This is a genomic window from Paracoccus xiamenensis, assembly GCF_011308835.1.
GTDB classification, from domain to species: Bacteria; Pseudomonadota; Alphaproteobacteria; order Rhodobacterales; family Rhodobacteraceae; genus Paracoccus; species Paracoccus xiamenensis.
On record NZ_JAAOHY010000002.1, the window covers coordinates 111,590 to 132,479 of the forward strand.

General features: G+C 65.7%; 19 protein-coding genes. 16 read left to right on the forward strand and 3 right to left on the reverse strand.

What is annotated here, in order from left to right:
• Nucleotides 1-117: 117 nt before the first annotated feature.
• From G7044_RS07315 to G7044_RS07330, 4 genes are read left to right on the forward strand one after another with little or no spacing between them, the layout of a single operon-like run.
• Nucleotides 118-978 carry a shikimate dehydrogenase gene (locus G7044_RS07315; RefSeq protein ID WP_166327638.1) on the forward strand — a complete coding sequence of 287 codons (861 nt, stop codon included), beginning with the start codon at nucleotides 118-120 and terminating at the stop codon, nucleotides 976-978.
• Complete coding sequence (gene coaE, locus G7044_RS07320; protein WP_166327640.1) at nucleotides 975-1,574, forward strand: dephospho-CoA kinase; 600 nt, start codon at nucleotides 975-977, stop codon at nucleotides 1,572-1,574. The genes G7044_RS07315 and coaE overlap by 4 nt, the downstream gene beginning before the upstream one ends.
• Nucleotides 1,567-2,286, forward strand: coding sequence for a DNA polymerase III subunit epsilon (gene dnaQ, locus G7044_RS07325; protein ID WP_166327642.1), 720 nt, complete (start codon nucleotides 1,567-1,569; stop codon nucleotides 2,284-2,286). The genes coaE and dnaQ overlap by 8 nt, the downstream gene beginning before the upstream one ends.
• Nucleotides 2,287-2,335: 49 nt before the next feature.
• The gene (locus G7044_RS07330; protein WP_166327644.1) at nucleotides 2,336-3,235 is read left to right on the forward strand and encodes a YihY/virulence factor BrkB family protein; all 900 of its coding nucleotides are present in this window, start codon (nucleotides 2,336-2,338) and stop codon (nucleotides 3,233-3,235) included.
• Here the strand turns inward: G7044_RS07330 and G7044_RS07335 are convergent.
• Both G7044_RS07335 and G7044_RS07340 read right to left on the reverse strand, forming a co-directional pair.
• On the reverse strand, nucleotides 3,217-4,320 hold the full coding sequence (locus tag G7044_RS07335; RefSeq protein ID WP_407947394.1) for a THUMP domain-containing class I SAM-dependent RNA methyltransferase: 1,104 nt from the start codon (nucleotides 4,318-4,320) through the stop codon (nucleotides 3,217-3,219). The genes G7044_RS07330 and G7044_RS07335 overlap by 19 nt on opposite strands.
• The gene (locus tag G7044_RS07340; protein WP_166327966.1) at nucleotides 4,317-5,120 is read right to left on the reverse strand and encodes a response regulator; all 804 of its coding nucleotides are present in this window, start codon (nucleotides 5,118-5,120) and stop codon (nucleotides 4,317-4,319) included. Before G7044_RS07340 ends, G7044_RS07335 begins: the two co-directional genes overlap by 4 nt.
• A 92-nt stretch (nucleotides 5,121-5,212) precedes the next feature.
• Between G7044_RS07340 and G7044_RS07345 the strand changes: the two genes are divergently transcribed.
• The 9 genes from G7044_RS07345 (at nucleotide 5,213) to trxA (ending at nucleotide 17,629) form a co-directional block, all read left to right on the forward strand.
• Nucleotides 5,213-5,359: a NepR family anti-sigma factor gene (locus G7044_RS07345; protein WP_166327646.1), complete on the forward strand. Its 147-nt coding sequence runs from the start codon at nucleotides 5,213-5,215 to the stop codon at nucleotides 5,357-5,359.
• Nucleotides 5,360-5,363: 4 nt separating this feature from the next.
• On the forward strand, nucleotides 5,364-5,954 hold the full coding sequence (locus G7044_RS07350; protein ID WP_166327648.1) for an RNA polymerase sigma factor: 591 nt from the start codon (nucleotides 5,364-5,366) through the stop codon (nucleotides 5,952-5,954).
• 6 nt (nucleotides 5,955-5,960) lie between these two features.
• Nucleotides 5,961-7,745: a histidine kinase dimerization/phosphoacceptor domain -containing protein gene (locus tag G7044_RS07355; protein WP_166327650.1), complete on the forward strand. Its 1,785-nt coding sequence runs from the start codon at nucleotides 5,961-5,963 to the stop codon at nucleotides 7,743-7,745.
• Between the two features lie 61 nt (nucleotides 7,746-7,806).
• Complete coding sequence (locus G7044_RS07360) at nucleotides 7,807-8,865, forward strand: aldo/keto reductase (protein ID WP_166327652.1); 1,059 nt, start codon at nucleotides 7,807-7,809, stop codon at nucleotides 8,863-8,865.
• Nucleotides 8,847-10,277 (forward strand): tRNA (adenosine(37)-N6)-threonylcarbamoyltransferase complex ATPase subunit type 1 TsaE, encoded by a 1,431-nt coding sequence (tsaE, locus tag G7044_RS07365; RefSeq protein ID WP_166327654.1) that lies wholly within the window; start codon nucleotides 8,847-8,849, stop codon nucleotides 10,275-10,277. The genes G7044_RS07360 and tsaE overlap by 19 nt, the downstream gene beginning before the upstream one ends.
• Nucleotides 10,265-10,945, forward strand: coding sequence for a nucleotidyltransferase family protein (locus G7044_RS07370; RefSeq protein ID WP_235931201.1), 681 nt, complete (start codon nucleotides 10,265-10,267; stop codon nucleotides 10,943-10,945). Before tsaE ends, G7044_RS07370 begins: the two co-directional genes overlap by 13 nt.
• Nucleotides 10,935-13,883, forward strand: a complete 2,949-nt coding sequence (addB, locus tag G7044_RS07375; RefSeq protein ID WP_166327656.1) for a double-strand break repair protein AddB — start codon at nucleotides 10,935-10,937, stop codon at nucleotides 13,881-13,883. The genes G7044_RS07370 and addB overlap by 11 nt, the downstream gene beginning before the upstream one ends.
• Nucleotides 13,876-17,253 carry a double-strand break repair helicase AddA gene (gene addA / locus G7044_RS07380; RefSeq protein WP_166327658.1) on the forward strand — a complete coding sequence of 1,126 codons (3,378 nt, stop codon included), beginning with the start codon at nucleotides 13,876-13,878 and terminating at the stop codon, nucleotides 17,251-17,253. Before addB ends, addA begins: the two co-directional genes overlap by 8 nt.
• A gap of 55 nt (nucleotides 17,254-17,308) precedes the next feature.
• The gene (gene trxA / locus G7044_RS07385; protein ID WP_166327660.1) at nucleotides 17,309-17,629 is read left to right on the forward strand and encodes a thioredoxin; all 321 of its coding nucleotides are present in this window, start codon (nucleotides 17,309-17,311) and stop codon (nucleotides 17,627-17,629) included.
• Between the two features lie 30 nt (nucleotides 17,630-17,659).
• Here the strand turns inward: trxA and G7044_RS07390 are convergent, their stop codons facing one another.
• A complete protein-coding gene (locus tag G7044_RS07390) occupies nucleotides 17,660-18,538 on the reverse strand; it encodes a hypothetical protein (RefSeq protein ID WP_166327662.1) in 879 nt (292 codons plus the stop codon).
• A gap of 99 nt (nucleotides 18,539-18,637) precedes the next feature.
• On the opposite strand from G7044_RS07390, the gene hslV reads away from it, so the two are divergent.
• From hslV to G7044_RS07405, 3 genes are all read left to right on the forward strand, one after another.
• On the forward strand, nucleotides 18,638-19,195 hold the full coding sequence (gene hslV, locus G7044_RS07395; RefSeq protein WP_166327664.1) for an ATP-dependent protease subunit HslV: 558 nt from the start codon (nucleotides 18,638-18,640) through the stop codon (nucleotides 19,193-19,195).
• A 72-nt stretch (nucleotides 19,196-19,267) separates the two neighbouring features.
• A complete protein-coding gene (gene hslU / locus G7044_RS07400) occupies nucleotides 19,268-20,572 on the forward strand; it encodes an ATP-dependent protease ATPase subunit HslU (RefSeq protein ID WP_166327666.1) in 1,305 nt (434 codons plus the stop codon).
• Between the two features lie 123 nt (nucleotides 20,573-20,695).
• Entirely contained in the window at nucleotides 20,696-20,887 is a 192-nt protein-coding gene (locus tag G7044_RS07405; RefSeq protein WP_235931202.1) for a PLD nuclease N-terminal domain-containing protein, read from the forward strand.
• Nucleotides 20,888-20,890: the final 3 nt, after the last annotated feature.

Genomic DNA, 20,890 nt, shown 5'->3' on the forward strand with positions numbered 1-20,890 from the left:
TGTCTTCAATCATCCCGGATTCCATCCGTGCGCTTTTCCACAGATTCGCCCCCTGCCATGGCGTCACCATTAGGGTTTTGACTTCCCACGGCACCGCGCTGCGGCTATCCAAGTGACATGACTCAGGATAGCTCTCCCGATCCTCAGCCGCCGGTGTCGCATGCACCCCTGGCTGGTGTAATTGGCTGGCCAATCGCGCATTCTCGCTCGCCATTGCTGCATGGGCATTGGCTGCAACGTTATGGGCTTGCAGGGCATTACATCCCTATCCCTGTGCGGCCTGAAAATCTGGCCGAGGTGCTTCGCACCCTGCCCCGAATGGGTTTCGTCGGTGTTAACGTCACCATCCCGCATAAAGAGGCGGTGCTGCAGATTGCCGATATCGTCACCGACCGCGCAGCTCTCATCGGTGCCGCTAATACGCTGATCTTCCGCGAAGACGGAAAGATTCACGCCGACAATACCGACGGCTACGGTTTCATCGCCAACCTGACCCAGAACGCCCCGGATTGGTGCCCCGATCGGGGGGCCGCGGCGGTGATTGGGGCAGGTGGGGCCGCGCGGGCTGTGGTTGCATCACTTCTGGAAAGCGGCGTGCCGGAATTGCGGATCACGAACCGTACCAAGCTGCGCGCCGACCAGATCAAGAACGAGTTCGGCGCCAAGGTTGTCGTCTACGACTGGGCGCAAGCCGGCAACATGCTGGAAGGCGCGACAACGGTCGTCAACGCGACCTCGATGGGCATGACAGGAAAGCCGGCGCTACGGGTGCCACTGGATGCGTTGTCACCCGGAACGCTGGTTACCGATCTCGTGTATACGCCGCTGATGACCGATTTCCTGTTGGAAGCGCAGTCACGCGGCTGCCAGGTCGTCGACGGGCTGGGCATGCTGCTCCATCAGGCCGCTCCGGGGTTCGAACGCTGGTTCGGCCGCCGGCCAGAGGTCGACGAAGCGTTACGGCAGGCCGTGCTGTGAGCTTTCTGCTGGGTCTGACCGGGTCGATTGGCATGGGCAAATCGACGACCGGGCAAATGTTTACCGAACTTGGTTACCCGCTGTGGGATGCAGACGCGGCTGTCCACAGGCTTTACGCGCCGGGTGGTGCGGCCGTCGATGCGGTCGCCGCCGCCTTTCCGGCGGCCTTGCAGGATGGCGCCATCGACCGCGTGCGGCTGAAGGCGGCGCTTGCCGCCGATCCTGCCGGGCTGAAGCGCCTTGAAAGCATCGTTCACCCTTTGGTTGCCGCTGATCGCCGCGACTTCATCGCCAAGGCTGCCCGGGACGGCGCGCGGATTGTGGTTCTCGATATTCCGCTGCTGTTCGAAACCGGGGCCGAGGGCCAGATGGACGGCGTGGCCGTCGTTTCGACCGATGCCGAAACCCAGCGCAGGCGCGTCTTGGCCCGCCCCGGCATGACGGCGGAAACCTTCGCGATGATCCTGTCGCGGCAGATGCCCGATGCCGAAAAACGCGCCCGTGCGGATTGGGTGATCCCGACCGATACGCTTGATGGTGCCCGCGCGGTGGTGACTGCTATATGTGATGAAATTCTGGGACGACAAGATGCGTGAAATCGTTCTCGACACCGAAACCACCGGCTTTGATCCGGCGACGGGCGACCGCATGGTCGAAATCGGCGCGGTAGAGCTGCTGAACCACTTGCCCACCGGTCGCACCTTCCACAAATACCTGAACCCCGAGCGCGAGGTGCCGGCGGACGCAGTCGCAATCCACGGCCTGACCGATGAATTCCTGCGCGACAAACCGCTATTCGCGGATGTGGCCGCCGAATTCATCGCCTTCATCGGCGAGGATGCCAAGCTGGTCATCCACAACGCCGCTTTCGACATGAAATTCCTCAATGCTGAGCTGAAAATGGTCGGCAAGCCGCAGCTTCCATGGTCGCGGGCGCTGGATACGCTGGCACTGGCGCGCGAGAAATTTCCCGGCGCACAGAACTCGCTTGATGCGCTGTGCCGGCGGTTCGGCATCGACAACTCCTCGCGGACATTGCACGGCGCGCTTCTCGACAGCGAAATTCTGGCCGATGTCTATCTGGAACTGATCGGCGGCCGCCAGCCCGATCTGGTACTGGCCGCGCCGGAACCCTCGGGCGGCACCGACCCGTCCGCGCCCAGCCAGCCGCGCGGTCAGGCCCGCCCGCGCCCCGCCCCGCTGCCGCCGCGCCTGACCGAGGCCGAAAACAGCGCCCATGCCGAGATGATCGCGCGCATGGGCGACAAGGCGATATGGCTGCGATATTCGACCGTCGGCAAAGGTTGATCTTGTCCGGCATAGCGCCGATGCTCAGTTCAAGGGACGGGCAAGCAGCATGATCGAGCTACTTCGCGATATCTGGGGCTTCATCGCATCCGTGGGCGAGCGGATGGACAAGATCCACATGGGTCTCATCGCCGCCGGCGTGGCCTTCTACGCCATGTTTGCCGTTTTTCCGGGACTGGCCGCGATCATCGCGCTTTGGGGGCTGTGGTACGATCCGGTTGTCATCCAGGGTTATGTCCATGTGGCAGAGGAATTCCTGCCACCCGAAGCCATGGCCATCCTCAGCGCGCAGGTCGATGCGTTGATTTCGGGCGGGCGCACGCAGCTGGGCTGGGCGTCGCTGGTCTCTTTCATGATCGCCACCGTCGCGGCGCGCGCGGGCGTGGATGCGCTGGTGCGGGGGCTGAACGCGGCATATGGGGTGCGCGCCCATTCGACCGTCGTCGGCTTCCTGCTGGCTTACGGGCTGACATTGGCGATTGTCGGGGTGGTCTTCCTCGGCCTCGCCACCATCGTCATCGTGCCGCTGATGCTGAGTTTTCTGACCATAGCGCCGCTGCGTGGCTGGCTGCTGACCGCGCTGCCCTGGGGCGGGATGATCCTGATCGTGATGATCGCGATCGGCCTTCTTTACCGCTATGGCCCGAATGTCCGCCGCCCGCGCACGCCGATCTTCACCTGGGGCTCGCTTGTTGCAGGGCTTGCCTGGGCGCTCGCATCCCTGGCATTTTCGACCTATCTGGGCAGCTTCAACAGCTACAACCGCATCTACGGGTCCATCGGGGCGGTCGTGGCATTGCTGATGTGGTTCTATCTGGGGGCGTTTTCGGTGATGCTGGGCGCGGTCTTCAACGTCGAGCTTGCCCGCCGCCGTCGCATCCGTGCCGCCCGCCAGGCTCGCGCCTCGCTACGCGAAGAGGCGCAGGACGCTCAAAGCGGGTCGGTCTGATACAGGCGCACTTTCAGCCCGCCATGGGCGACGATGGGGCCGGGTTCGCGGAACGGCAGACCGGTCGCCCGCGCAAGCGAGGGCTCGGACGTCACGATCCCCACACGCCACCCCTTGAACCGGCCGCGCAGAACCTCACCCATATTGGCGTGCAGCCCGTATAGCGGCCCCTTGTTGCCGATCCGGGCGCCATAGGGCGGGTTAATCATTACCAGTCCCGGCGGCCCCTCCGGCGGTACGGCGTCAGCAATCGGGCCCAGTGTGAAATCACACCAATCGTCGACACCCGCCCGCGCGGCATTGGCCGCGCTCATCCGCACGGCGCCGGCATCGCGATCCGATCCGCTGAACCGGAATCGCGGCGCATGTGCGGCGCTTTCCGCTTTCATTCTGGCCCAAATATCCAAATCGAAACTTGCGAAATCCTCGAAGGCAAAGTGTCGGCTTCGCCCCGGCAACAGGCCCGTTGCGATCTCTGCCGCCTCGATCACGAAGGTGCCCGATCCACACATCGGATCATAAACCGGCTCGGTCCCGCGATAGCCGCATTCCCGCAGGAACGCGGCCGCCATTGTTTCGCGCATTGGGGCCTTGGCTACGGCTTCCTTGTGGCCGCGCTTGTGCAGGCTCTCGCCTGAGGAATCGAGGCTGATAACCGCCAGGTCGTCCTCGATCCGCAGCTTGACGACGATGGCCGCGTCATCCGTCAGGGGCGCGCCCAGCACATCGGTGATCGCGCGCTCGATCCGCTGCGCGGCGGCACCGGCGTGATAGATGCGCGACTTGCGGCAGGTGGCTTCGACCCGGACCGACTGATCTGGTCTAAGTATCTGATCCCATGGAAATTTATGGGCGCGCTTGTCCAGTTGCGCAAGATGCATGGCGCGGAACTCGCCGACGCGCACCAGCACCCGCGTGGCGCAGCGCAGGACCAGATTTGCGCGCCAGACCTCGGGCCAGTCGCCACGGGTTTCCACCCCGCCGGGCACGACGACCGGGTCGGCAAAGCCGGCGGCGCGTGCCTCGTCGGCCAGCGGCTGTTCCAGCCCCGGCGTGGCGACAAGGAAGATCCCCAGCGTGGTCAGGTCGCTTCCAGCCCCTCGGTCGAGGCGAAGAACATCGCCTGGCTGACAGCCGAGCTGACCTGATCCTCGGTATAAGGCTTCGAAATCAGGAAGGCAGGCTCTGGCCGGTCGCCGGTCAGCAGCCGTTCCGGGAAGGCAGTGATGAAAATCACCGGCATTTCACCCATCGAGGCCAGCAGCTCGTTCACCGCATCGACACCAGAGGAGCCGTCGGCCAGCTGGATATCGGCCAGGATCAGGTCGGGGCGGTCGCTGCCGGCCAGTTCGATCGCGGCGGAATGGGTGCGGGCGATGCCGGTCACGTCATGGCCAAGCGCCTGCACGATGCCTTTCAGGTCCATGGCGATGATGGTTTCATCCTCGATGATCATCACCTTGCCGCGGATGGCGCGGCCCATCTCGTCCATGGCGATGCGCACCAGGTCAGAAGCTTCGTCCTGACCGATCTGCATGATCTCGCCGATCTGGTCAAAGCGCAGACCCTCGATCGAATTCAGCAGCAGCGCCTCGCGCGAATTGGGCGTCAGCCGGGCCAGATGGGCCTGCGCGCGCGTCGCGCGGGCACCGCCATCGGCCTCGGCGACAGGTTGGCCGCTGGATTGCCAGATCGCGTGGAATGCGCGGAACAGCCCGACGCGGGGATCAAGCCCGTCCATCACGCTGCGATCGGACAGGATCGCCTCCAGCGTGGCGGCGGCATAGTTGTCACCGGCCGTCTGGCTGCCGGTCAGCGCACGCGCATAGCGGCGCAGAAAGGGCAGTTCGCGGCCGATGGACTTTGCAAGCTCGGCAGAAGACATATAAACCTCAATCGTCACGGTCCCTGATGGAACCTGAACATGGTCTATCGGTTGAAGCCTGTGCGCACAAGATTGTCGGGATTAACAAAAACATGACGAGCAAGCGGGAAGATCGCAAGAAGGTCGCGTTGGACAAGCAGATCGACGAGAACCTCAAGCGTGTCTACGAACAGGCCACCGAGGAGAAGGTCCCAGACCGTTTCCTTGAACTTCTGGAACAACTCCGCGAGCAGGAGTGAAGCGATGTCCAAATCCGTGAACGCTGCGCAGGGTGCGAAATCCGGCGACAATCCGCGTGACGAGCTGGTTGACCACCTGCCCGCTTTGCGCGCATTCGCGCTGTCGCTGACCCGTGAAGGCGCCGCGGCCGATGATCTGGTGCAGGACACCATCGTCAAGGCCTGGACCAATATGGACAAGTTTCAGCCTGGGACGAACCTGCGCGCCTGGCTGTTTACCATCCTGCGCAACACCTTCTATTCCGCCCGCCGCAAGACCAAGCGCGAGGTTTCGGATTCTGATGGCATCCACGCGGCCCGGCTGGCGACCCGGCCGGAACATGACGGCCGTCTGGCGCTGAACGATTTCCGTGCCGCCTTTGAAAAGCTGCCCGACGAACAGCGCGAGGCTCTGATCCTGGTCGGCGCATCGGGCTTTTCCTACGAAGAAGCGGCAGGAATGACCGGGGTCGCCGTCGGCACCGTCAAATCGCGCGCCAATCGCGGTCGCCGTCGTCTGGCCGAGCTGTTGCATCTGGAAGACGGCGAAGAGCTGGAGATGACCGACCGTGCGACACTGGCGGCGATGGCGGCGAACGCGCCCGTCATGCGCTGAGGTACGATGCTGGGGAAACTGACCGAGGCGTTTCAATTTAGCAAAGGCCTCGGTTTTCGGCTTGCGGCGCTTTTGTCGGTGGCAATCCTGCCCATCGGGCTGATGTCCCTGATTCAGACCATGTATCTGTCAGGCGAGGCCGAACGCTCGGCCGAGACGGCGATCGTCGGACGCACCGGCGCCGCAGCGGCGGGCGAACGCGCCCTGCTGCAAGGGGCGCTGGGAACTGCCGACGCGTTGGGTCCGGCAATCCTGCGCGAGATCAACAACCCACAGCTGTGTTCCGACATGCTGAAAAGCTTTGTCGAACGCGGGGCCACCTATGTTTATGCCAGCTTCGTGCAATTGAACGGCATGACCGAATGCAACTCTGGCGGGGTCGAAACCGACATGCGCGGCTTCGCCACTTACGAACATTTCATCGCCAATCCGACGACGATGGTGGTGCCGATGCGTCAGGGCTCGATCAATGGCAAGCCTGTGGTGGTGGTGGCTCAGCCACTGTATCGCGACCGCGAACTGCTGGGCTATGTCGGTGTCTGGCTGTCGCAGGAACTGCTGCAATCCACCCACAGCTCGATTTACGGGACCCGAGGCGCGCGCACGATCACCTTCAACGCCGATGGCGACATCCTTTCGGCGGACGAGGAGGTCATCAGTGAAATCGGCGGCGCATTGCCACGTAACGAAACGCTGGGCAGCCTGATTTCGCGGGCGGAATCGACCTTTACCGATGTGACGGCGGCAGGTGAGCAGCGGGTTTTCGCGGTCGTGTCGGTGGTGCCGGGGCTGGTTTATGCACTCGGCAGCTTCAGCACGCAGGAGGCGGGCGTCCAGGGTTACCGCGTGACCAAGCTGACAGCGGTGCTGTTCGCGGTGGCGCTGTGGGCGGTGTCGCTGGGCGTGGCCTATTACGCGGTCTACCGTTTGGTGCTGCGCCACGTGCGGGAATTGCGCAGCCAGATGCGGCGCTTTGCCGTTGGCGACCGCGCCGCGCCGCCGCGCATCATGGAAGACGCACCTACCGAAATCGCCGACGTGTCGCGGACCTTTCACAACATGGTCCGCATTCTGAACCGCGACGAGGCCGCGCTGGAAGCCGCCATCGACGAAAAGACCGTGCTGCTGAAAGAGGTCCACCACAGGGTCAAGAACAACCTTCAGCTGATCGCCTCGATCATCTCGATGCAGGGCCGGGTGATCGAAGATGACGATGCCAAGCGGGTGCTGCGCTCTGTTCAAGATCGTGTGGCTTCCCTCGCCTCGATCTACAAGAATTTGTATCAGGCAGAGCATCTGGAATCCGTGGATGCCGACCGCCTGATTTCCGAGATCATCAACCAGATGACCCGCGCCTCGACCAGCCCCGGCTGGCGGCTGCATGTCGAAACCGAACTGACGCCGCTGGTCCTTCAGCCCGATCAGGCCGTGCCGCTGACGCTGCTGACAAACGAGGCCTTCACCAATGCGCTGAAATATGCCGGCGTCCCGCCCGGACATGATCAGGCATGGGTGCGCGTGCGACTGACCCGAGAGGATGACGACCATGCCCGGCTGGAGGTCACCAACTCCATCGGAGAACAGGAACGGACGATGGAAGGCACCGGCCTTGGCAGCCAGCTGATCGAGGCCTTCGCCATGCAGCTTGACGGCGAGGCCAAGCTGACAACGACCGAAACCGAATACACCCTGTCGCTGATCTTCAGGATCGAAGAAATCACCCCCCTTCCGGTCGAGGATCGCACCTTTGTCGTGCTGACCTCGGCCGCGCGCGACGGGGCGCGGCACTAGCCAGCGGCCTTTCCATCACCGCCCGCGGGTAGTAGCGTCACGCCGACGCACAGGAGACAGCATGAAACGCGAAAAACTCGGCCATAGCGACGTAGAGGTCAGCGCCTTCAGTCTTGGCACCATGACCTTCGGCAACCAGACCGATCAGGCTGATGCCCATGCCCAGATCGACCGCGCGCTGGATGCGGGCATCACCTTTCTGGACTGCGCCGAGATGTATCCGGTCAACCCCGTCCGGGCCGAAACGGCGGGCCGGTCCGAAGAAATCATCGGCAACTGGATCGCCCGGACCGGTCGGCGTCAGGATATTGAAATCGCGACGAAAGTGTCCGGCAATGGCTCTGCCGTGCGCGATGGCGAGGGCTATGACGGCGCGATCATCCGGCGCACCATCGACGCCTCGCTGAAGCGGCTTCAGACCGATGTGATCGACCTGTATCAGCTGCATTGGCCGATGCGCGGCAGCTATAACTTCCGGCAAAACTGGCGCTTTGATCCCTCGGGTCAGGACCGCGCCGCCAACATCGCCCATATGGAGGACGTGCTGGCCGCGCTGACCGAGGCTGTCGCTGCCGGCAAGATCCGCGCCTTCGGCCTGTCGAATGACAGCGCTTGGGGGACCATCCGCTGGATCGACACGGCGGAACGTGTGGGCGGGCCTCGGGTGGCCTCGGTCCAGAACGAATATTCGCTGCTGGCGCGGCTTTACGACACCGACATGGCAGAAATGGCGGTGAATGAAGGCGTGACCCTGCTGGCCTATTCACCGCTGGCGGCGGGGCTGCTGACCGGCAAATATCAGGACGGCGCGATGCCGGATGGCAGCCGGATGGCAGTTGATATCGCGACGGGCGGCAAGGGCAATCTGGGCGGGCGCAAGACCGCGCGCGTGTTCGATGCCATCGCCGCCTATCATGGGCTTGCCCGCGAATATGGGCTTGACCCGATCCATATGGCGCTTGCCTGGCTGCGGACCCGGCCCTTCCCGGTGGTTCCGATCCTGGGCGCGACCAGCCTGTCGCAGCTGGAACACCAGCTTGTCGGGTTGGACACGCCCATCCCCGAGGCGCTGAAAACCGCAATAAACGACCTGCATCACGAATGGCCGCTGCCCTACTGACCCTGATCGGCGATGCCGACCTGACGGCGGCCTTCGCCCGCGCGCTGGCGCCCGAACTGGGCGCCGGCGACACGCTGCTGCTGGAAGGTCCGGTGGGCGCCGGCAAGTCGCATTTCGCCCGCGCGCTGATCCGCGCCCGGCTGGCGAACCCGGCCGAGGATGTGCCCAGCCCGACCTTCACCCTTGTCCAGACCTATGACGGCACGCCGCCGATCTGGCATGCCGACCTGTACCGCCTGACTGACCCGTCCGAGATCGACGAACTGGGCCTGATCGACGCGCTGGAAGACAGCATTGCCGTGATCGAATGGCCCGATCGCATGGATCCGGTGCCCGGCGCGCTGACCCTGCGCCTGTCGAACGACCCCGACCCCGCCCTGCGCCGGATCGAGATCCTCGGCGATCCTACCCGTTGGGCCCGTGCCGTGCGGGCCGCCGAACGCGCGGGCTTCGCGCAGGGCGCGGGTTGGGCGGAGGCGCAAGTGGCGTTTCTGGCCGGGGACGCCTCGGCCCGGCGCTACTTCCGGCTGGAACGTGACGGTAAAACCGCCGTGTTGATGGATGCCGATGCGGACACGCTGGCGCCTTATCTGGCAATGACCGACTGGCTGCGCGACCGAGGTTTCGACGCCCCGCGCGTGCTGGCCGCTGATCGAGACCGCGGGCTTTCCTTGATCGAGGATTTCGGCGACGCCCAACTTGCTCGTGTGATCGAATCCGATCCGGCAAGCGCCGGGCCGCTGATGGAACGGATCGCCGCGATGCTGGCGCGGCTGGCCAGCTTTCCGCCGGCGCCGGGCATTCTGCAACTGGATGGCCCGGAAATGGCCCGGCAGGTCGGCATGTTCGCCGATCACTACCCCGAAGCCGCCGGGGCGGATGCCGAGGCCATGGCGGCGGCTGCGCAGATCGCGCCGACGGTCGCGCGCCTGCACGCGCACCTTTGCGCCGACTTGCCCCCGGTCACCAGCCTGCGTGACTTCCATGCCGAAAACCTGATCCTCACAGCTGACAACCGGCTGGGATTGCTGGATTTTCAGGACGCCGTGGCAACGCATCCGGGTTATGATCTGGTGTCTGTCCTGCACGACGCCCGCCGCAGCCTGCCAGCCGAGGTCGAGAAGGCCGCCATCGCCCGCTTCCTTGCCGATACCGGGCTGGATCCCGACCGCTTCCGTGCCGCCTTTGCGCTGCTGGGCGCACAGCGGAACCTGCGGATCATGGGCATCTTCACCCGGCTGTGCCTGCGCGATGGCAAGCCGCGCTACCTGTCCTTCATGCCCCATACCTGGGCGCTGATCGGCCGCGAAACCGCACATCCCGCCCTGGCCGATCTGGCCCGGTTGATCGGCCGCATACCGGCCCCCACACCAGAGATTATCGAAAGGATCAGGTCCCGATGCCGCCCCTGATGATCTTCGCTGCCGGCAAGGGCACCCGCATGGCGCCGCTGACCGACTCCCGCCCGAAACCGCTGATCGAGGTCGCGGGACGCAATCTTCTGGACCGCGCCCTGCAAATGGGACAGGCGGCAGGCGCCGGGCAGATTGTGGTCAACACGCATTACCTTGGCCAGCAGATCCGCGACCATCTGGCGGGCAGCGCGGTGCTGATTTCGGACGAGTCAGATCTGCTGCTGGAAACCGGTGGCGGGTTGCGCAAGGCGCTGCCGCTGCTGGGCGCAAGCCCGGTGATGACGCTGAATCCCGACGTGATCTGGACCGGGACGAACCCGCTTACAGCGCTGCAACTGGCCTGGGACGCGCGCCGCATGGACGCGCTGCTGATGCTGGTTGCACATGATCGCGCGCGGGGCCGCGTGGGACCGGGTGATTTCCGTCTGGACCATACCGGGCGGATCAGCCGCAAGGGCGATTTCGTCTATGCCGGATGCCAGATCATCCGGACCGAGCGCCTGGCAGAGATTGATGAGGACATCTTCTCGCTTAACCGGCTGTGGGATCTGATGATCGCCGAGGGTCGCGCCTACGGTGTCACCCATCCCGGCGGCTGGTGCGACCTTGGCCGCCCCGAAACCATCCCGCTTGCCGAAGCGATGCTGGCCGAAGATGTGGTCTGACTGGGAAAACGGTACATTCGCGCTGCCCTCTGGCGCGGACTTCTGCCGTGGCGTGGTCGCGGGGCTGATGCAGCGCGCCAAAGGCAAACCGCCCGAGGCCCTGCCCGCCGTCACCATCTACGTCAACGCGGGGCGCACGCTGAACACGCTGCGCGGCGCCTTTGATGCCCATGCGCAGCAGCATGGGCCGCTGCTGCTGCCCCGGCTGAAGCTGATCAGCGATCTGGGTGGCACGCTGCCGGGAGAGCGCGCCGCGCCGCTGGGTCGGGTGCTGGATCTGGGCAACCTCGTCTCGCGCCTGATCGCCCGCGATCCGGGGCTGGGCGCGGGGCAGTCGGTGCCGGAACTGGCGCAGTCCCTCTCGGACCTGATGGGCGAGATGCAGCAGGAGGGATGCGGTGCCGAGGCCCTGCAGCGCATCGACCCGCGCGAACATGCCGCCCATTGGCAGCGCAGCCTGCAATTCCTGCATATCGCCGCCGGTTTTTACCTGACCGAACCGACTGTTGATGGCCCCGCCCGTCAGCGCAGCGCGGCCGAAACGCTGGCTGCCGCCTGGGCGATGGGTCAGCAGCTGCCCTCGGGTCCGGTGCTGGCCGTCGGCTCGACCGGTTCGCATGGGGCGACGCGGCTGTTCCTGCGCGCGGTGGCGGCGCTGCCGATGGGCGCGGTGATCCTGCCTGGCTATGATTTCGACCAGCCCGAACCCGTCTGGCGTGGCTTGGCCGAGGGTGCCGACGACCACCCCCAGTCGCGCCTTGCCGCACTGCGTGAGGGCGGCGTGAAGCCGTGGATCGCGGTCCCGAACGACCCGCGTAACAAACTGATCTCACTTGCGCTTCGTCCCGCCCCGGTGACCGATCAATGGATCGCCGAGGGGCCGTCCCTGCCCGATCTGGCCGGCCCGACCGACGGCCTGACCCTGATCGAGGCCGACCAGCCGCAAGAAGAAGCCGAGGCCATCGCCACCCTCATCCGCGACGCGGTCGAACGTGGCCAGCCCACCCGGCTGTTCGCCGCCGATCGCGGGTTGGTCCGCCGCGTCGGTGCGGCGCTGGATCGCTGGGGCCTGTCGCTTGACGACAGCGCAGGTGAGCCGCTGCACCTTTCCGCGCCGGGCCTGTTCCTGCGTTTCGTCGCCGGGCTGTTCGGCCAGAAGCTGGCCATCGACGGGTTGCTGGCGCTGCTGAAGAACCCGGTGACGGCGACCGGCGCCAGTTACGGCGACGCCCTGCGCCATACGCGCGATCTTGAGCTGCGCCTGCGCCGCCACGGCCCGGCCTTTCCCGATGCTGCGACCTTGCGGGATTGGGGCGAGCGCGGCGATGAAAGCCGCAAGATCTGGGCGCAATGGCTGGCAGAAGCACTGGATCTGGTGGATCGGGCGGCAACGGATACGGCTCCGCGCCCTGTGCCTGACCGACTGGCGGATCTGCTGCATCTGGCCGAATGGCTGGCGGCAGGGCCGGGCGGCGATGTTGCAGAATCGCGGCTTTGGCAAGACGCGGACGGTCATGCCGCGCAGGCTGCACTGGCGCATCTGGCCGATCACGCCGGTCGCGCCCAGCCGATGGGGCCGGGCGATTTTTCCGATCTGATCCATAACCAGCTGTCCGCCCATGCTGTCCGCGCCAGAGACCGCGGTCACCCGCTGATCCGCGCCTGTGGCCCGCGTGAGGCCCGGACCGAGGCGAACATCTCTGACGGGGCCGTCGTGATCCTTGCCGGGTTGAACGAAGGCGGCTGGCCGCAGGCGCTGCCGCCCGATCCGTGGCTGTCGCGGGCGATGCGCACGCAGGCCGGGCTGAACCTGCCCGAACGGCAGATCGGCCTGTCGGCGCATGACTTTCAGCAGGCCATCGCCGCGCCGCAGGTGGTGCTAAGCCGCGCCCGTCGCGACGCCGATGCTGAAACGATCCCCTCGCGCTGGTTGAACCGATTGACGAACCTGATGTCGGGCCTGCCCGAACGCGGCGGCCCGCAGGCGCTGGCCGCCATGCGCCTGCGCGGCGCGCATTGGCTGGGTATCGCCCGGCAACTGGCGCAGCCGCGCTTCCGCACCGATCCCGCACCCCGGCCGGCACCGATCCCGCCCGGGCCTGCTTTCGATGCGATCTCGGTCACGCAGGTGAAGACGCTGATCCGCGATCCTTATGCGATCTATGCCGGCAAGGTGCTGGGGCTGCGGCCGCTTGACCCGCTGCGCCCCGAACCCGGCGCGGCCCTGCGTGGGCAGGTGCTGCACAAGGTCTCGGAACGGCTTCTGACCCCGCCCCCTGCGCCCGATACGCCGGTCGAGGCATTGCGCGACCGCTTCCTGACCATCACCAGCGAGGTTCTGGCCGAGGATGTCCCCTGGCCCGCCGCCCGCGCCTTCTGGCAGGCCCGGATGGAACGCATCGCCACCCAGATCGCCCGTGACGAGGTCCGCCGCCTGCAATCCGGTCGCCCGCTGGTGGTCGAGGCCACGCATAGCCTGCCGGTGCCGGGGCTGGACCTGAAACTGACCGCCAAGCCCGACCGCATCGACCGGCTGGGCGAAGGGGCGGCGGCGCATGTCTATGATTACAAATCCGGCAAGCCACCCAGCGACAAGGAAATGGAACATTTCGACAAGCAGCTGATGCTGGAGGCCGCGATGGTTGAAAAGGGCGCCTTTCCGGCGTTGGGGCCGCTTGGCGTGGGCGGCATCAGCTATATCCAGCTGGGTGGCGAGGGCGCGACGTTTTCGCGCAAATTCAGCCCAGAGGCAGCCGAGGAAACCTGGCAGAAATTCATCCTTCTCGCGCGCCATTACCTGCGTCACGGGCGCGGTTTCACCGCCCGCCGGGCGCTGCAAAAGGCGGGCGATGCCAGCGATTACGACCACCTCTCGCGCTTTGGCGAATGGGGGGCGGGGGATGCGCCGGTGAAGATCAAGGTGGGCGATCATGGCTGAGGCCCCGAACCCCGCCACCCTGCGCCAGATCACGGCAGCCGATCCGGGGCGTTCGACCTGGCTGACGGCCAATGCGGGTTCCGGCAAGACGCGGGTGCTGACCGACCGCGTGGCGCGGTTGCTGCTGGCCGGCACGCGCCCCGAACGGGTGCTGTGCCTGACCTATACGAAGGCCGCCGCGACCGAGATGCAGAACCGCCTGCTGGGTCGGCTGGGCGAATGGGCGATGCTGCCAGACGCGCCCCTGCGCGCGGCGCTGGAAAAGCTGGGTGCCGGTGGCGATGCCGATCTGTCCGCCGCGCGCCGCCTGTTCGCGCAGGCGATCGAGACGCCGGGCGGGCTGAAGGTGCAGACCATCCACAGCTTCTGCGCCTCGCTTCTGCGCCGCTTCCCGCTGGAGGCCGGCGTTCCGCATGGCTTCACCGAGCTGGACGACCGCAGCGCTTCCCTGCTGCGCGCCGATGTGCTGGAGGAGATGGCCGAGGAAAACCTGCCCGAGATGGCCGACCTGACCGGCATCCATTCGGGCGAGCGGCTGGACAGCCTGCTGGCGCAGGCCACGCGGGATTTTGACGCCGATCCCGACGGGGCAGAGATCTGGCGCGCGGCGGGGCTGCCCGCCGGCTTTTCCGAAGCGGATCTGCTGGCGCAGGTCTTTGACGGGACCGAAGCGCGCTGGATGGGGCCGCTGACGTTGGCGCTGAGCACTGGCGGCAAGACGGATAACGACCTGGCGGTGAAGCTGGGCCGGGTGAACTGGGACGCGCCCGACATGGCGGCGCTGGCGGTTCTGGAAGGGGCGCTTCTGTTCGGCGGCACAGCCAAGGATCCTTTCGGTCCGAAGATCGACAAGATCCCGACCAAGGCCCTGCGCGAGGGCGCCTGCGCCGAACAGATCGACGACCTCAACGACCTGATGACACGCGTGGCTCAGGCGCGGCCCCGTCGTGTGGCGCTGGATTTTGTGACCCGCACGCTGGCGCTGCGCCGCTTTGCCCGTGCCTTCGCGGCGCGCTATCAGGCGCGTAAATCCGCCGCCGGCTGGCTGGATTTCGACGATCTGATTACCCGCGCGGCGGCACTTTTGTCCGATGCGGCCATGGCGCAATGGGTGCTGTTCCGGCTTGATGGCGGGATCGACCACATCCTTGTCGACGAGGCGCAGGACACCTCGCCCGAACAATGGCGCGTGATCGAGCGGCTGACGGCGGAATTCACCGCCGGTACCTCGGACCGGGTGCGGACGCTGTTCGTGGTTGGCGACCCGAAGCAGTCGATCTATTCCTTTCAGGGCGCCGATATCGCCGTCTTCGAATCCCGCCGCGCGCAATTTGGTGCGGCCTTCGCCGCCGTCGAACAGCCGATGCAGCAGCTGGATCTTGAACACTCGTTCCGGTCCTCGCCCGCGATTCTGCGGGCCGTTGACGCCAGCTTTGCCGGTGAGGCCGGGCGCGGTCTGGGGCAAGACAGCCTGCACCGCGCCTTTCACGACAGCCGCCCGGGCCGGGTCGATCTGTGGCCGGTGGTCGAAACCCCGGACTCGCCCGAGGAAACCGCGTGGGAGGATCCGGTCGACCAGCTTGCACCCGATGCCGCGCCGACCCGGCTGGCCGAAGAAATTGCCCGCCAGATCAAGGTGATGCTGGACCCGGAAACGGGTGCCTCGATCATCACCCGTGACGGCCACGCGCGGCGGATCCATGCGGGCGACGTGCTGATTTTGGTGCAGGGGCGACGCTCGGCCCTGTTTGGGGAAATCATCCGGGCGCTGAAGGCGGCGGGGCTGCCGGTCGCCGGTGCTGACCGGCTGAAGCTGGCTGCCGAGCTGGCGGTCAAGGACATCCGCGCGGCGCTGAATTTCCTGGCCACGCCCGAAGACGACCTGTCGCTGGCGGCGCTGCTGCGTTCGCCCCTGATCGGGCTGGACGAAGACGCGCTGTTCCGGCTGGCCCATGGCCGCAAGCGTGGCGAATATCTGTGGACGCGGTTGCGCAATTCGGACCACGCAGAAGCGCGGGCGCTGCTGGGCGATCTGATCGACAATGCGATGCTGCGGCCTTTCGATCTGATCTCTCGCCTGCTGAACCGACATGGCGGGCGGGAAAAGCTGTTGGCCCGGCTGGGACCAGAGGCCGAGGACGGCATCGACGAATTGCTGACACAGGCGCTGGCATATGAGCGGACCGAGGTGCCTTCGCTGACCGGCTTTCTGGTCTGGCTGTCCGCCGATGATGTCGAGGTGCGCCGCCAGCCCGGCTCGGGCGCGGGGCTGATCCGGGTGATGACGGTCCACGGCTCGAAGGGGTTGGAAAGCCCGGTGGTGATCCTGCCTGACACCCACAAGCGGCAGGCCTTCCGCCCGCCCGAGGTGCTGCGCCCCAAGGACGCGGCGCCGATGCTGTCGGGGCGTGCCGACAGCCGCCCCGATTTCGCGCAGGAGGCGGTAGACGACGCCGCGCGGCTGAATGACGAGGAGCGCAAGCGCCTGCTTTACGTCGCCATGACACGGGCCGAAAGCTGGCTGATCGTGGCCGCCGCCGGCGATCCGGGCGATGCCGGCGAAAGCTGGTATGCGACGATCCGCGACGGGCTGGCGGCCAGCGGGTTGGATCGTCAGGACCTTGAGGGCGGGCTTGGCCCGGTGGCACGCTATGGCTTTGGCGAATGGCCGGATGTGGCAGCCGAGGCCCGGCCGGTGCCGCCGCCTGCGCCCGATGCGCCGTGGCTGTGGACCGATCCGCCGCCGGCCCGGCCGCGCGCGCTGCCGCTGACGGCCTCGGCACTGGGCGGGGCCAAGGCGTTGCCGGGCGTGGACGGCGACGACCCGGAAACCGCGATGCTTTTCGGCACCCGGCTGCATCTGCTGCTGGAACAGCTGCCGGATGTCCCGCGCGCAGACTGGCCAGGCCGCGCCCGCGACCTGCTGGCCGGGGGAGAGGGCGGTCTGCCGGATGCGCAGATGTTGGCCGCACTGACCGAGGCCGCTGCCTCGGTCCTTGACGCGCCGGATCTGGCGCAGGTCTTTGCCCCGCCCGAAGGGGCGACGGTGCTGACCGAGGTCGAACTTTCCGCCGATCTGCCCGGCATCGGGCTGATGCACGGCATTGTCGACCGGCTGATCGTGGCGCCGGATCGGGTGATTGTCATCGACTATAAAACCAACGCCACCCTGCCCGCCACGCCTGATGAGGTGCCGAGCGGCATCCTGCGGCAGATGGCGGCTTACCGTGCGGCGATGGCAGGCATTTATCCGGGTCGGGCCGTGGAAACGGCGGTGCTGTGGACGGCGGCGCGTCAGCTGATGTGGCTGCCCGACGCCGTGCTGGACGGTGCCATGGCTGCCCTTGACCCAAGGCCGCACCGCCCCTAGCTGTTAACCGAAGCCCATTCCGCCGGCACGTCCGGCCGTATTCAGGAGAATCCGCATGGCCACTCAACCCGTTTCGGACGCACAGTTCGACGCCGAGGTCGTGAAGTCCGACACCCCCGTCATCGTCGATTTCTGGGCAGAATGGTGCGGCCCGTGCAAGCAGATCGGCCCGTCGCTGGAAGAGCTGTCGGATGAATATGCCGGCAAGGTGAAGATCGTGAAGGTGAACGTGGACGAGAACCCAGAAAGCCCCGCCGCCCTTGGCGTGCGCGGCATCCCGGCGCTGTTCATGTTCAAGGACGGCAAGGTCGTATCCAACAAGATCGGCGCGGCACCGAAAGCCGCGCTGAAGGCCTGGATCGACGAGAACGTCTGATTCCGGCGCGAAGCCATCGGGGGCGGTTGGTCAGATCGGCCAGCCGCCCTTTTTCATGGCCTTGAGGATGCGTTCTTCGGCATAGGGCGCCATGGCATCGATGGCTTGTTCGTGCAGGCGCCAATACAGGTATTTGGCGTAGTCCGCCTTGTGGGCGGGGACGTAATCCAGCGCCTCGTCCACGCCCATATCGGCCACGTTCACGGCGATATGGTGCAAGTCGCTCTGACCGAACAGAACCACCGGCCGGGCCAGCAGATAGGCATCCATCGCCACCGAACTGTTCTGAGCCGCGACATATTCCGCGCCAGCCAGCAGCGCCCGGCTGTCGCCGCCGATGGTCAGGTTGGGGAACTGATGCGCCAATGCCTCAAGGGCCGCAATCTCCTCGGGCTGGTAGGTTTCGTTCGGATGCAGCGTGGCGATGCAGCGCTTTGCAGTGCGGGCGACAGCGGCGACCATCTCGACCGGGCTGATCGTTTGGAACGAACGGGTCTCGGTCAATTGGCCCTGCAAAGGGATGAGGACGTGGCGCGGCTCGGTCGGGGTCAGGCCCGGCATGATGCGCTGGCGCAGCTTGTGGATGAAACGGCGGGCATCGGGCCCGTCAATCTGGCCGGGACGGAATTTCGCCCCCGCGACCGGCCAACGCCAGCGCTGCGGAACGGTTTCGATATGCCAATAGGGATAGTAATAGCAGCGCCGGAAGACCTTGGTGCGGCGATGCAGCGGCCCGCTCATGTGGTGCAGCGCAAAATGTCCCGGCGCGGGCGGATCGGCCGTTTCAGGCAGGATCTGCACCTGCCAGCCCTTGCTCTCGGCAGCGGCGCGGACGCGGTTGATGAAGTTGAAATGACCCGATTCCGTGCGGGCCCGCATCGGGTCGTCCAGATGAATCTGAAGGGTCATCTCGTTCATGCCGGCAAGCTAAGATGAGGCGCGTCGCGCCGCAATGGCTTGCGACACCGCAGGGCCGCGCCTATCTGACCTGCAACGAAGGAGAGTTTCATGGCTGACGACAAGTTTCCTGGCTGGCATGGCACCACGATCCTTGCGGTCAAGCGCGGCGGCAAGGTCGTCGTCGCGGGCGACGGGCAGGTCAGTGTCGGGCAGACGGTGATGAAAGGCACGGCGCGCAAGGTGCGCCGCCTGTCGCCCGGCGGACGCGACGTGGTGGTGGGGTTTGCCGGCTCGACCGCCGACGCGTTCACCTTGCTGGAGCGTCTGGAAAAGAAGCTGGAAGCCGCACCCGGCCAGTTGCAGCGCGCCTGTGTCGAGCTGGCGAAGGACTGGCGGACTGACAAGTATCTGCGCAATCTGGAGGCGATGCTGATCGTCACCGACGGCGCGCAAATCTATGTCGTGACCGGGGCCGGCGACGTGCTGGAACCGGAACATGACGTGGCTGCCATCGGATCGGGCGGGAATTTTGCGCTGGCGGCGGCGCGTGGGCTGCTGGAAAGCGATCTGGATGCCGAAGGCGTGGCCCGCAAGGCGATGGCGATCGCGTCCGATATTTGCGTCTATACGAATGGCAATCTGACGGTCGAAGTTCTGGGCGCGTAGGCAAGGGGGCTTTGCCCCCGTCGCCTGAAGGCGACTCCCCCAGGATATTTTCCCCAGAATGAAAGAGAGAGCATGACCGACCTGACCCCCCGCGAAATCGTGTCCGAGCTGGATCGCTTTATCATCGGCCAGAAAGACGCCAAGCGCGCGGTGGCTGTTGCGCTGCGCAATCGCTGGCGGCGGCGGCAGTTGGCCGATGATCTGCGTGACGAGGTTTATCCGAAGAACATCCTGATGATCGGGCCGACCGGCGTCGGCAAGACCGAGATCAGCCGCCGTCTGGCCAAGCTGGCCCAGGCGCCCTTCGTCAAGGTCGAGGCGACCAAGTTCACCGAGGTCGGCTATGTCGGGCGGGATGTGGAACAGATCATCCGTGACCTGGCCGACGCTGCCATGGTCGAGACGCGTGAGCGGATGCGCGAACAGGTCAAGGCCCGTGCCCATCAGGCGGCAGAGGACCGGGTGATCGCGGTTCTGGCCGGTGAGGGCGCGCGCGATCAGACCCGCGCCATGTTCCGCGACAAGCTGAAGCGGGGCGAGCTGGACAACACGATGATCGAGATCGAGCTTCAGGACACCTCGAACCCCCTGGGAATGCTGGACATGCCGGGCGGTCAGCCGGGCGGAATGGGGATGATGGATCTTTCGGGTCTGATGAAGGCCTTTGGCGGCCGGAAGGTGAAGCGCAAGGTCACCGTATCCGAAAGCTATGACCTGCTGATCGCAGAGGAGGCCGACAAGCTGCTGGATGACGAGGCGGTGAAGGCGGCCGCGCTGGACGGGGTGCAGCAGAACGGCATCGTCTTCATCGACGAGATCGACAAAGTTTGCGCCCGCGCCGATGCGCGCGGGGCCGATGTCAGCCGCGAAGGTGTGCAGCGCGATCTGCTGCCGCTGATCGAGGGCACCACGGTCGGGACGAAATACGGGCCGGTGAAGACCGATCACATCCTGTTCATTGCCTCGGGCGCGTTCCATGTTGCCAAGCCTTCGGACCTGCTGCCGGAACTGCAGGGGCGCTTGCCGATCAGGGTCGAGTTGCGTGCCCTGACCGAGGAGGATTTTGTCCGTATCCTGACCGAGACGGACAACGCCCTGACCCGGCAATATACCGCCCTGATGGGGACCGAAGGCGTGGTTGTCGAATTTGCCGAGGACGGCATTGCCGCATTGGCGCGAATTGCGGCCGAGGTGAATGGCAGCATCGAGAATATCGGCGCCCGCCGCCTGTATACCGTGATCGAGCGGGTGTTCGAGGAACTGTCTTTTTCGGCCCCCGACCGTGAGGGCGACCGGGTTACGGTCGATGCGGCCTTTGTCGAGACACATCTGGGCGATCTGTCGCGGTCTGCGGACCTGTCACGCTACGTGTTGTGATGTGAATCACCGGCCATAACCGGTCGAACGCAGCGGCCCGCATCCGGAATTGGAACCGGGTGCGGGCTGCTTTCGTTAGGGACTAATGGCAAGGAAAATACGAGACGTCTTATGGCTTTCAACATGTTCTCTGGCCTGATCGGCCTCATCATTTTTGCGCTGGATGTCTGGGCGATCGCGCAGATTATCAATTCACGCGCAGAAACCACGCCGAAAATCATCTGGATTGCCGTCGTGGCCCTGCTGCCCGTTGTGGGCCTGGTGGCCTGGTACTTGGCCGGACCGAAATCCGATCTGCGACTGCCGCCCAGTTAAGCG